Here is a 13,478-nt window from a genome sequence, read left to right as displayed (position 1 = left end):
TCTTCGCTTTAACAATTTCTTACAATGTCATATCAACTTCTTCAAACACCTATCGAATACTTAAAAGGCGTTGGTCCGCAACGTGGCGAACTTTTGCGCAAAGAATTAGGCATTCATCGTTATGAAGATTTGATTAATTTTTATCCCAATCGCTATATTGATCGAACTCGTTATTATAAAATTAATGAACTCAATAATAATCCTGCGGAAGTTCAGATAATAGGTAAAATCATCAACATCAAAACGGTTGAATTTGGCAAAGCCAAAAAACGACTGGTTGCCACTTTTGTTGATGAAACTGGCGAAATGGAACTCGTTTGGTTTCAAGGACATAAATGGATTAGAGAAAGTTTGAAAATCAATATTCCCTATGTTATTTTTGGAAAAGTAACGTCGTTCAATGGTCAATACAACATGGCGCATCCAGAAATGGAATTGCTTAACGAACATGAACAAAGTTTACGTTCGGCATTGCAACCCGTTTATCCATCGACTGAAACCTTGACTAATCGGGGAATTTCCAATCGAGTGGTGAATAAAATGATGCAACAATTATTCCTTGAAACACAAGCAAAATTCACAGAAACGTTGCCACAATATCTTTTGGATGAATTAAAATTAATTCCAAAAAATGCAGCGCTTTTCAATATTCATTTTCCAAAAAGTCCGGAACTTTTAGCGAAAGCGCAATTCCGATTGAAATTTGAAGAATTATTTTTCATTCAATTGCAATTGATAACTAAAAACTTAGTCCGAAAGCATAAAATCAAAGGTCATTCTTTTACAATTATCGGTGAAAATTTCAATAATTTCTACAAAAATCATTTGCCTTTTGAGCTTACCAATGCACAGAAAAAAGTACTGAAAGAAATCCGAAATGATTTGGGAAGTAATGCTCAAATGAACCGATTACTTCAAGGCGATGTTGGTTCAGGAAAAACTATTGTGGCATTGATGGCAATGCTAATAGCTTTGGATAACGGATTTCAAAGCTGCTTAATGGCGCCAACCGAAATTTTAGCCAATCAACATTTTAACGGATTGACCGAATTGGCAAGTACATTAAATATAAACATCAAAATCCTAACCGGTTCAACCAAAACTTCGGAACGTAAAATAATTCACGAGGAACTTGAAAACGGCAGTTTACACATTCTTATTGGAACACATGCTTTATTGGAAGACAAAGTGCAATTTCAAAATTTAGGATTAGCAATTATTGATGAGCAACATCGTTTTGGTGTGGAACAAAGAAGTAAACTTTGGAAAAAGAATGAAATTCCACCACATGTACTTGTCATGACAGCAACGCCTATTCCGCGGACATTAGCCATGAGTTTGTATGGTGATTTAGATGTTTCAGTTATTGATGAATTGCCACCAGGACGAAAACCCATTCAAACCGTTCATCGCTATGACAGTAACCGATTAAAAGTTTGGAAATTTATTAAAGATGAAATTGCCAAAGGCAGACAAATTTATATTGTTTATCCGTTAATTCAGGAAAGTGAAACGATGGATTACAAAGATTTAATGGATGGATACGAAAGTATTTCTAGAGATTTTCCGCTACCAAATTACAGTATTTCCATAGTTCACGGGAAAATGAAACCAGCCGAAAAAGATTCTGAAATGAAACGCTTCGCCGAAGGAAAAACCAATATAATGGTTGCCACGACGGTAATTGAAGTTGGTGTAAATATTCCCAATGCCAGTGTGATGATTATTGAAAGTGCGGAACGATTTGGTTTGTCACAATTGCATCAATTGCGAGGTCGCGTTGGTCGTGGCGCTGAACAAAGCTATTGTATTTTAATGACTTCGCACAAACTTTCCAATGAAAGCAAAATCCGATTGGAAACCATGTGTAAAACCAATGATGGTTTTGAAATTGCCGAAGTCGATTTAAAACTTCGCGGTCCAGGTGATATCATGGGAAAACAACAAAGTGGTGTTTTAAATTTACAAATAGCCGATTTGGTAAAAGACAAAGACATTCTTCTTGTAGCAAGAAACGAAGCATTGAAATTATTAAAAAAAGATTCTTCGATGTTACTGCCGGAACATCAAACGTTAAGACAAATTTTTATCGAACTGACCAAGAAAAAGAATATTTGGAATTATATTAGTTGATAAGCAAATTTTTCTCTATTTTTATTTTATGAAAAAAATTTACCTTCTTTTATTTGTTGTCTTCTTTCAGAATATAATTTTATCTCAGATTGGTGGATGTTTTGATGGAATTTCAACTATAACATTCTCTCCAATCGAAGAAACAAATGATATAAGAATGACTATTGAAAGTCAGAGTTGTGATGTCCACTATATGATAGATAGCAATATTAGTAGTAATAATTCTGAACACATAATCAATGTTTGTTATTTGAATACAGGATTAAATCTACAAACTTCTATAACCAATAATTTGATTTTATCAAATATCAATATATCTGGTGAGCAAAATATAACTTTAAACTCATCTTTTCACTTTGGTAATGAAGCCAATTGTAGTAGTCCGATAATTTCAAGTGATACTTTTAATTTTGTATTATCTACTCCAATGATTGCTTCTAGGCAGTTTATTCTATCAAATTCTGTATTTGATGAAAAAAAAATCAGTTTATATCCAAATCCAAATAATGGCGTTTTCAATATTGAACTCCCGTCACAAATTGATAATGCTCAATTGAATATTTTTGATATTTCAGGGAAAAAAATATATAGCAATGAAAATTATTCTTCTGATGACACCATTCAAATCAACCATTTAGCCAAAGGATTATATTTAGTAAAAGTAATTGTAAACGATACTTCTCAAATCGTTAAATTCTTGGTAAACTAATTTTTAATCCTTTTTTCTAATATTTACATTAAAATTAAAATACGTCTATTGAATAAATTGAGTGCATAAAATAAAATTTATACTTGAGAATTAGTTTTCATGACAAAATTTGTAGCTACAAATGTTAAATAAATTTTAACACTACGCCTATTGTTGTTCGTATAAACTAGTTTTGTGAAACAAAATCCAATTCATTAGTTCCAATGAAAGTAAAAAGCATAGTCATTACGCTTGTAATAATAGTAATCGGTGGTTTAATTACAAATCGAATTTTACAAAACAAATCTGAAGCAGAAAAAAACAACGACAAATCTGGAAAAAAACCAACAATGACTGTTTCTGGAGTTGTTGTTGAACCGCAAAATTTTTCGAATACTATATCCATTTCAGGTTCAATCGAAGCCAATGAAAATGTAGAAATTCGTAGTGAAATTTCAGGAATTGTTGAAAATATTTCCTTCAGCGAAGGATCAAACGTTAGCAAAGGACAAACACTTTTAAAAGTAAATGATATTGAACTTCGAGCGCAATTAGCACAAGCCAAAACGAGAGAAAATTTATCCTCAGAAAACGAGCGAAGAGCGAAACTTTTATTGCAAAAAGAAGCCATAAGTCAAGAGGAATACGATATTGCCAGTGCTGATTTTAGAACGGCTAAAGCTCAAACGCAATTAATTCAGGCGCAAATTGGAAAAACAACTATTCGCGCACCATTTTCGGGAAAAATTGGTCTTCGAAATATTTCACCTGGAACCTATGTTACGCCAACGACATTGATTACAAAATTAGTAAGCTCAAATCGTGTGAAAATAACATTCTCTATTCCAGAGAAATATGCTTCGGAAATCAATAAAAATGCAGAAATCACTTTTACGGTTCCAAACATTCAAGAGACATTCAAAGCAAAAATTTATGCCATAGAACCTGAAATTGAAGCTACAACTAGAACATTAAAAATTAGAGCTTTGGCAGAAAATCAATCTGAAAAGCTTTTGCCTGGAACTTTTGCTACTATTGAACTTCCTTTAAAAAATATTCAAGATGCCATATTAATTCCAACTGAAGCAATTGTTCCTGTACAAGAAGGGAAAAAAGTTTTTGTATCAATCAATGGAAAAGCAAAAGGAATAAAAGTAGAAACGTTAACTCGAACGGATAAAAATATTATTATCACATCTGGATTAAAACCTGGCGATACCATAATTACATCCGGAGTTATGTCACTAAAAGATGATGCTGATGTTAAAGTAAAGATTAACGCTAAAAAAATCTAATGAGTTTATCTACATTAAGTATAAAAAGACCAGTTTTTACGATTGTCATTAACTTGACCATTATTCTTTTTGGAATTATTGGTTATAGTTATCTTGGTGTTCGTGAGTTTCCATCGATTGATCCAGCGCAAATAAACGTTAGAACAAATTATACTGGTGCGAATGCTGATATTATTGAGTCGCAAATAACCGAACCATTAGAAAAAGCAATTAACTCCATCGATGGAATTAGAAATATTACATCTTCAAGTAATCAAGGTTCGAGTAATATTACGATAGAATTTAAACTTGAAAAAAATCTTGAAGAAGCTGCGAATGATGTTCGTGACAAAGTTTCGCAAGCCATTAGAAGTTTACCACAAGATATTGACGCACCTCCAGTAGTTTCAAAAGCTGATGCTGACTCTGAACCTATCATTTCGATGACAGTTCAAAGTGACAGCAAAGATGTTTTGGCTTTGAGCGATTATGCAGAAAATGTCATAGCAGAACGTTTACAAACCATTCCAGGAGTAAGTAGTGTTCAAATTTGGGGACAAAAACGATATTCGATGCGAATTTGGATTGATCCTATAAAATTAACTTCATATGGTGTAACAGTTCAAGATGTTCGAAATGCATTAGAAAGACAAAATGTAGAATTACCATCTGGAAAATTAACTGGATCAAATACAGAATTAACAGTAAAAACAATGGGGAATTTATCTACAGAAGATGAATTCAACAAAATAATCATTATTGCCAATGATGATAAAATTGTTCGCCTTAGCGATATTGGTCGTGCTGAATTGGGTTCAGAAAATCTTGAAACTGAATTTAAAGCCAATGACCAATCGATGGTAGCAATGGCAATTATTCCTCAACCGGGAACAAATTATATCGATATTGCCGAACAATTTTACATTCAATATGAAGCTTTTCAAAAAGACTTACCCAAAGATATAAAGCTCAATATCGTTTTAGACAATACAATATTCATCAAAAAATCAATTGTTGAAGTAGCCGAAACACTTTTAATATCAATTGTCTTAGTGGTATTGATTATATTTTTATTTTTCAGAGATTGGTCAATTGCATTTCGACCATTAATTGATATTCCAGTTTCGTTAATCGCTACCTTTTTCATCATGTATTTATGTGGATTTTCGGTAAATGTATTAACACTTTTAGCCATAGTTTTAGCAACAGGATTGGTGGTTGATGATGGAATTGTTGTTACTGAAAATATTTTCAAAAAAGTAGAAGAAGGAATGTCACCAATTGAAGCTGCAATTAAAGGTTCAAATGAAATTTTCTTTGCTGTAATATCAATTTCTATCACATTGGCTGCAGTATTTTTACCAATTATTTTTCTTGAAGGTTTCGTTGGTCGATTGTTCCGAGAATTTGGAGTCGTAATTGGCGCAGCTGTTTTGATTTCCGCGTTCGTTTCTTTAACGCTTACACCAATGTTAAATGCTTATTTAATGAAAGGTGGCGAACAAAAGAAAACCAAATTTTACAACTTCACCGAACCCTATTTTGTAAATTTAAACAAAGGTTATGCTTCTTCTTTAGAACGTTTTATGAAAAGAAAATGGCTAAGCTTTCCGATTGTAATTATTTGCTTCGGATTAATTGGATTATTCTTTACTATTTTGCCAAAAGAAACAGCACCATATGATGATAGAAGTCTAGTTGTAGTTGGAGTTACCACTCCTGAAGGTGCAACTTTTGATTACACAGATCGTTTCATGCAAGAGATGTCAACTTTAATTAATGATAGTATTCCTGAGAAAAAAATTGCACTGGTGATAACTTCTCCCGGATTTTTGTCTTCCTCCGTCAACACAGGTAGAATAAGAATGGCCTTAAAAAATCCTGAAGATAGAGAACGATCTCAAAAAGAAATTGCAGCTGATTTTACAAAATGGACAAAAAAATATTCTGAAGCAAAAGTTACGGTTTCAGAGCAACCAACGATTGCCGTAAATCGTCGTGGTGGTTTGCCAATTCAATACATCATTCAAGCACCAAATTTTGAGAAATTGAGAGAAAAAATTCCTCAGTTCATGGAAGAAGCAAATAAAAGTGATGTATTTTCAAACGTTGATGTTAACCTAAAGTTCAATAAACCAGAAATCAATGTAACAATTGACCGTGAAAAAGCGGAAAGCATTGGTGTTTCAGTTATTGATGTTGCACAAACGTTACAATTATCATTAAGTGGACAGCGTTTTGGCTACTTTATGCAAAATGGAAAACAATACCAAGTCATTGGTCAATTTGAGGAAAAAGACAGAGACGAACCTCTTGATTTGACTTCGATGTTTGTAAAAAATAAAAATGGAGAACTTGTTCAATTAGATAATGTTGTAAGTGTAGAAGAACAAAGCAATCCACCACAGTTATTTCACAATAATCGTTATATGTCTGCTACCGTTTCTGCTGGTTTAGCTCAAGGAAAAAGCATTAGTGACGGAATCGAAGCAATGGACGAAATCAAAGCCAAAGTCTTAGACGATACATTCACAACTGATTTAGGTGGCGAATCTCGCGATTTTAAAGAAAGTAGTTCTAATATTCTTTTTGCTTTTGCTTTAGCTTTGCTTCTAATTTATTTGATATTAGCAGCACAGTTTGAAAGTTTTATTGATCCATTCATTATTATTTTAACAGTACCAATGGCTGTTGCTGGAGCATTATTCTCGCTTTGGTTATTTGGTCAAAGCTGGAATATTTTTAGCCAAATTGGAACGGTAATGCTTATTGGTTTGGTAACCAAAAACGGAATTTTAATAGTGGAATTTGCTAATCAATTGCGCGAACAAGGAAAACCAAAATTAGAAGCTATTCTAGAAGCATCGGAAGCAAGATTACGACCAATTTTGATGACGAGTTTGGCCATTGCCCTTGGTGCTTTACCAATTGCTCTTTCACTTGGAGCAGCATCAACAAGTAGAATTGGAATGGGTGTTGTAATTGTTGGAGGAACTATTTTTTCTTTAATATTAACACTTTTCGTAATTCCAGCTATTTATTTGATGTGGTCAAAAGCAAAAAAACACCGTCCGGAATTTGATAACATTGAAGCTTTAGAGAAATAATAACTATGAAATTCAAACCATTATATATTATCCTGATTTTGATTGGCTTTGCCATAAAAACAAATGCACAAGAACTTCTAAAACTGGAAGATGCTGTAAAAATTGCGTTGGAAAATAATTATGAAATCAAATTAGCAAAAAACGATTTGAAAATTGATGAAACGAATAATTACATTGGAAACGCTGGAATGCTTCCATCAATCAATGCAAATATTACAGATAATAATACCGTTCTTGACACCAAACAAACGCAAGGCGATGGAACTGAACGAGAATTAAACAATGCGAAAAACATGAATTTAAGCTACGGAGTAAGTTTAGATTGGACAGTTTTTGATGGACTTAGAATGTTTGCCCGAAAAGAGCAATTGAATATTTTACAAAAACAAGGTGAAGCCGAATTGAAACTAGCTATTTTAACCAAAATTGGTGATGTTTATTTATCCTATTTCGACTTGGTTCAACAACAACAGCAATTAAAAGCTTTGGATACAGCAATTGTTATTTCTAACGAAAGAGTTCGAACTGCCCAAAATAGATATAGTATTGGAAAAGCTTCAAAGTTGGAAGTTTTAAATGCTCAAGTTGATTTGAATGCTGACAAAAGTTTACAACTAAAACAACAAGAACTTTTCAAAAATGCTAAAATTACACTTAATCAAATTTTAGCTAGAGATGTTCAAACCGATTTTACTGTTACCGAAGAAACTACAATCGATAAAAACTTGAATTTTCAGGAATTAAAAGATTCATCTAGCAGTCAAAACCCACAATTGCAAGCACAACTTTTGGCCAAAAACAGTGCGGAACAACAACTAAAACAAGTAAAAGCTGGAAGATATCCAACACTTAGAATAACTTCTGGTTACAATTTTACTCGTTCTGAAGCTTCGTTAGGATTTATTACACAATCGTCTGGAAAGGGTTTTAATTATGGTTTTGCCGCAACAGTTCCAATTTTTAATGGTTCGCAACAAAATAGAAATGAAAAAATAGCTAAAATTCAGGTGGAAAATGCTACTCTAATTTTAGAGCAACAAAAACTTAATTTAGAAACGCAACTCAACACTTCCTACCAAAGCTATTTAATTAATTTAGAACTAATTAAAGTAGAAGAAAAAAATCTTGAAATAGCCGAACAAAACCTTGATATTACTTTATCTAAATTTAAAATTGGAACCATTACACCAATTGAATTTAGAACGGCGCAACAAAATTTCATTGATGCAAAAGTTCGTTATAGCAACGTATTGTATTTAACAAAAATTCACGAAATCAGCTTGAAAGAATTAGCAGGAAATTTAAGTTTTTAATGTATTTTTGACATCAAATTACTGATATCAAATGGTACAATACAACCCAAAAGACTGGATTACTTTCATCTTTAGATTTCATAAATCCGATACATTCCGACAACTGATGCCTATGATGTTTGTCATTGGATTATATACTTATGGTGTTTGCTTTTTAGAAATAGAATATTGGAAACTCTCCGAAAAAAGCCATGTGAAAAATATTTCTATAATGCATGGAATGTTAGGTTTTGTAATTTCATTACTTCTCGCCTATCGAACCAATACAGCCTATGATCGTTGGTGGGAAGGACGAAAACTTTGGGGAAGTTTAGTAAACAGTAGCCGAAATTTAGCTCTAAAACTTTCCGTTATCCTTTCTGATGAAAAAGATAAAAAGTTTTTGCGACAAATTATTCCAATGTATGCTTCCATTCTATCGAAACATCTCTCCAATAGTGATGTAAGCAAAATGCTCTATGAAAATATCGATTTGGAAATTGACCATTCCAAACACAAACCAAATCAAGTGGCCAAAACTATTTTTCAAAAAATAAACGATTTATACAAATCGGGGAAAATAACTGGTGACCAATTAATTACTATCAATAACGAACTACAAACATTTACCGATGTTTGCGGCGCTTGTGAACGAATTAAAAATACGCCAATTCCCTATTCATACAGTGCATTCATTAAAAAATTTATCTTTTTCTACATCATGACTTTGCCTTTTGGCTATGCTTTTAGTTTAGGTTATTACAGCATTCCAGTAGTTATTTTTACTTTTTATGTGTTAGCAAGTTTAGAGTTGATTGCTGAGGAAATTGAAGATCCGTTTGGAAATGACGCTAATGATTTACCAACTGAAAAAATATCAGAAAATATCAAAAAACATATTGAAGAGATTTTATAATTTGTTAATGAAATAAAGCCTTACAGATTGGTATTTTTTCCTATTATAACTATCTTTGCGACCTTATTAAAATTTCAAAAATGAAGATTTCATACAATTGGTTAAAACAATTCATCAAAATAGATTTAAAATCAGAAGAAACTGCAGCAATCCTAACCGATTTAGGACTTGAAGTTGAAGTGGTAGAAAAATACCAATCCGTTCGCGGTGGATTACAAGGTGTTGTTGTTGGCCATGTTTTAAGTTGTGAAAAACATCCTGATGCTGACCGATTAAAAATAACTAAAGTTGATCTTGGCGATGGAACACCAGTTCAAATTGTTTGTGGTGCAAATAATGTAGCTGCTGGACAAAAAGTTCCTGTTGCGACCATCGGTACTAAACTTTTTGATAAGGATGGAAATGAGTTTGAAATCAAAAAAGGAAAAATTCGTGGTGAAGAAAGTCATGGAATGATTTGTGCCGAAGATGAACTTGGACTTGGAACTAGCCATGACGGCATTATGATTTTAGACGAAAAGTTAAAACCAGGAACACCATGTGCCAAAGTTTTCAATATTGAAAATGACGAAGTTTTTGAAATTGGTTTAACACCAAATCGTGCAGATGCTATGTCGCATTATGGCGTTGCTCGTGATTTACGTGCCAGTTTACTTCAAAAAAATAGTACTCTTGAATTAATTACGCCATCAGTTAGTACATTCAGAATTGATAAAAGAACATTGAAAATTGATGTTGATGTTAAAGACAGTAAATTAGCACCAAGATATTGTGGCGTAACAATTTCCGGAATAACAGTTAAGGAATCTCCAGAATGGTTAAAGAATCGCTTAAAAGCAATTGGGCTTTCGCCAAAAAATAATATTGTTGATGTTACAAACTATATTTTGCATGACTTAGGTCAACCACTTCATGCCTTTGATGCTGCGAAAATAAACGGTAAGATTAGTGTAAAAACAGTAGCTTCAGGAACAAAATTCATTACACTTGATGATGTTGAAAGAACGCTTCACGAAGAAGACTTGATGATTTGCGATGAAAAAGGTCCATTGTGCATTGCAGGTGTTTTTGGTGGAAAAAGTTCAGGAGTTACAGAAACTACAAACTCAATATTCTTAGAAAGTGCTTATTTTAATCCAATTTCTATCCGAAAATCAGCTAAAAGACATGGATTAAATACCGATGCTTCATTCCGATTCGAAAGAGGAATTGACCCAACAATCACTGAATTTGCGCTAAAACGTGCAGCACTTTTAATCAAAGAAATTGCAGGTGGCGAAATCACTTCTGATATTATAGATATTTATCCAAAGAAAATTGAAGATTTTCCTGTTTTCTTAAACTTTGAAAAAACTTCTAAATTAATTGGTCAAGAATTGCCAAAAGAAACCATCAAAAGAATTTTGGCTTCACTAGATATTAAAGTAACCACCGTTTCTGATGCTGGATTAGGATTAATAATTCCATCCTATCGTGTTGATGTTCAACGTGAAGTAGATGTTATTGAAGAAATTCTAAGAGTTTATGGATACAACAACATTAATTTTACTAAAAAATTAAATGCTACTGTTGCTAATTCAGCAAGAACAGAAGATTATAAAGTGCAAAATATTATTGCCACACAATTGAATGCCAATGGGTTTCATGAAATGATGGCAAACTCTTTAACATCACCAGATTATATCAAACTTTCTGAAATGTTGAAAGAGGAATATAATGTTTTAATGCTCAATCCTTTAAGTAGTGATTTATTAGCAATGCGTCAATCGTTATTGTTTTCAGGATTGGAAGCTGTATCGTATAACATCAACAGAAGAAATGGGGATTTGAAATTATTTGAGTTTGGAAAAACCTACCATAAATTACCTTCTGGATATAATGAGCAAAAGCATTTAACATTATTTGTTTCTGGAAACCGAAACGAAGAAAGCTGGACAAATCCTCAAAAACCATCCGATTTCTTTTTATTTAAAGGATATGTAAATTCTGTTTTAGAACGATTAGGAATTAGTAAAATACAAAATAAACCTTTTGAATCTGATGTTTTTGCCGAAGGTATTGCCATTGCTAGCGGAAATGATACAATCGTAGAATTTGGAACTGTGAAAAAATCAATATTAAAACATTTTGATATCAAACAAGAAGTTTTCTATGCTGATTTTAACTGGAACTTGATCTTAAAATTAATTGGCAGTAAAATTAAGTTTACAGATATCACAAAATATCCAGAAGTAAGAAGAGATTTGGCGTTATTATTAGATAAGAATATTGCCTTTGACGCTATTTACAATCTTTCTCGCCAAACAGAAAAATCGCTATTAAAAAACATTAATTTATTTGATGTTTATGAAGGAAAGAATCTTCCTGAAGGTAAAAAATCTTATGCAATAAGTTTCACTTTGCAAGACAATTCAAAAACCTTAACCGACGAACAAATTGACAAAATCATGACAAAGTTGCAAAAGAATTTTGAAAATGAACTCGGCGCAAGTTTACGATAATAAAAAAAGTCCTGATTTTCAGGACTTTTTTATTTTTATAACACAAACCTAATTAAGATTTTGGCGTTACTACTGCATCAATTACATGAATAACTCCATTAGATTGATTAACATCAGCAATAGTTACTTTTGCACTATTACCATTTTCGTCAGTCAAATAAATATCTTTTCCTTTTGACCAAGCTGTTAAAGTTCCACCACTAACCGTTTTAAAAGTTGCTTTACCATTTCCCTTTTTTATTGCTTGAGCTATATCAGCAGCACTAAATTTACCAGCTAATACATGATACGTTAAAACTGTTTGAAGCAATTTTTTGTTTTCTGGTTTCAATAATGTTTCAACAGTTCCTTTTGGCAAATTATCAAAAGCATTGTTAGTTGGAGCAAATACCGTAAATGGACCTTTTGACTTTAATGTTTCAACTAAGTCTGCGGCTTTAACTGCGGCAACTAAAGTGGTGTGATCCTTTGAGTTTACAGCATTTTCGACAATGTTTTTTGAAGGATACATTGGCGCACCGCCAACATTTACTGTTTTTTCCTGAGAAAAAGAAGTTACAGAAATCATAAGGGCAAAAAAGGAGGCAGAAATTAAATTTTTTGTTTTCATAATTGGTATATTTTTAAATTTATAAAGTCATTTACGCTGTAAAGTGCTAAGTGGTTTTTTCAAATCATAGTTTTGAGAAAAGTTTAACAACTGTAGATACCATAATAATTGGCGATATTGAATTGTTTATTATAATTTATTTTGTAAATTGAAACTATAATGACCAAATTATCAATACTTTAAAAAATAAGTGAAATGCTAATAAATAAGGTTAATCTAGAGAAAGAATTAATTTCTGAACGAAAAAAATTCAAATCAGAAATGGCAATTTTAGAAGATGTAAAAGCGATTTTTGCGGAAAATGAAATAGAACGAGAGTTAATTAAACAAACATTACAAGAGAAAAGTTCAACAAAAACCAATCAATTGAAGTTTGATTTATTAGAAACAGATAAAATATTCCATTTAGAGCAAATAAAAAAAATCTGTATTGATTATAGATTTCGATTTCTTGATAGTAGCATTTTTAAAAATGAAATTCCAGAAGAAGCCATTTCTAAAATTAGAAATTTAGAAAAAAAACACGATACAAAACTTGAAGGTTTTAAAATTGTTGCGCCAAGCAAAGCATTCCTTTTAGAAAACTATGATGATCCGTTGCTTTTCATCCCAATGGGAAATGACTATTTCTATTTGATACATCAATGGGGAAACGATATGAATTCACTGAGAAAATGGATTGTCAAACCAGTAAAAAATATAAGTAATTTTGTTATTACTTGTGTTGTAGTTAGTTTATTCTTAACAGTATTGACACCTTCTACAGAATTAAGTAAAACTGTACCAATGGCTTCATTGATAATTTTCCTTTTCATATTTAAATCAATAGTTGCTGTTACTGCTTACTATTTTTTTATGATGGGCAAGAATTTTAATAGTGAAATTTGGCAACGAAAATATTATAATAACTAAAAAAAAAGTCCTCAAGTCAAAATGACAAGAGGACTTTTTAATTTA

The 13,478-nt window shown here is 32.0% G+C and carries 9 protein-coding genes; 8 read left to right on the top strand and 1 reads right to left on the bottom strand.

The window, feature by feature from the left end:
- The first annotated feature begins 24 nt into the window (after positions 1-24).
- The 7 genes from recG (at position 25) to pheT (ending at position 11,911) form a co-directional block, all read left to right on the top strand.
- Positions 25-2,133: an ATP-dependent DNA helicase RecG gene (recG, locus tag BC748_RS01295; protein WP_133531654.1), complete on the top strand. Its 2,109-nt coding sequence runs from the start codon at positions 25-27 to the stop codon at positions 2,131-2,133.
- A gap of 28 nt (positions 2,134-2,161) precedes the next feature.
- On the top strand, positions 2,162-2,842 hold the full coding sequence (locus BC748_RS01290) for a T9SS type A sorting domain-containing protein (RefSeq protein WP_133531653.1): 681 nt from the start codon (positions 2,162-2,164) through the stop codon (positions 2,840-2,842).
- Positions 2,843-3,045: 203 nt separating this feature from the next.
- Positions 3,046-4,116, top strand: coding sequence for an efflux RND transporter periplasmic adaptor subunit (locus BC748_RS01285; RefSeq protein ID WP_133531652.1), 1,071 nt, complete (start codon positions 3,046-3,048; stop codon positions 4,114-4,116).
- Positions 4,116-7,202: an efflux RND transporter permease subunit gene (locus BC748_RS01280; RefSeq protein WP_133531651.1), complete on the top strand. Its 3,087-nt coding sequence runs from the start codon at positions 4,116-4,118 to the stop codon at positions 7,200-7,202. The genes BC748_RS01285 and BC748_RS01280 overlap by 1 nt, the downstream gene beginning before the upstream one ends.
- A gap of 5 nt (positions 7,203-7,207) precedes the next feature.
- Positions 7,208-8,515 (top strand): TolC family protein, encoded by a 1,308-nt coding sequence (locus tag BC748_RS01275; protein WP_133531650.1) that lies wholly within the window; start codon positions 7,208-7,210, stop codon positions 8,513-8,515.
- Positions 8,516-8,546: 31 nt separating this feature from the next.
- Positions 8,547-9,410 carry a bestrophin family protein gene (locus BC748_RS01270; protein ID WP_133531649.1) on the top strand — a complete coding sequence of 288 codons (864 nt, stop codon included), beginning with the start codon at positions 8,547-8,549 and terminating at the stop codon, positions 9,408-9,410.
- Between the two features lie 80 nt (positions 9,411-9,490).
- Complete coding sequence (pheT, locus tag BC748_RS01265; protein WP_133531648.1) at positions 9,491-11,911, top strand: phenylalanine--tRNA ligase subunit beta; 2,421 nt, start codon at positions 9,491-9,493, stop codon at positions 11,909-11,911.
- Between the two features lie 52 nt (positions 11,912-11,963).
- Here pheT and BC748_RS01260 read toward each other — a convergent pair whose 3' ends face one another.
- A complete protein-coding gene (locus BC748_RS01260; protein WP_133531647.1) occupies positions 11,964-12,521 on the bottom strand; it encodes a fasciclin domain-containing protein in 558 nt (185 codons plus the stop codon).
- Between the two features lie 195 nt (positions 12,522-12,716).
- Here BC748_RS01260 and BC748_RS01255 point away from each other — a divergent pair, with 195 nt between their 5' ends.
- On the top strand, positions 12,717-13,433 hold the full coding sequence (locus tag BC748_RS01255; RefSeq protein WP_246013984.1) for a hypothetical protein: 717 nt from the start codon (positions 12,717-12,719) through the stop codon (positions 13,431-13,433).
- The last annotated feature ends 45 nt before the right edge of the window (positions 13,434-13,478 follow it).

This window comes from Flavobacterium dankookense (assembly GCF_004362665.1).
In the GTDB taxonomy this organism is placed as follows: Bacteria; Bacteroidota; Bacteroidia; order Flavobacteriales; family Flavobacteriaceae; genus Flavobacterium; species Flavobacterium dankookense.
Note: the sequence above shows the minus strand (reverse complement) of the source record. Positions and strands in the feature narration are given on the sequence as shown.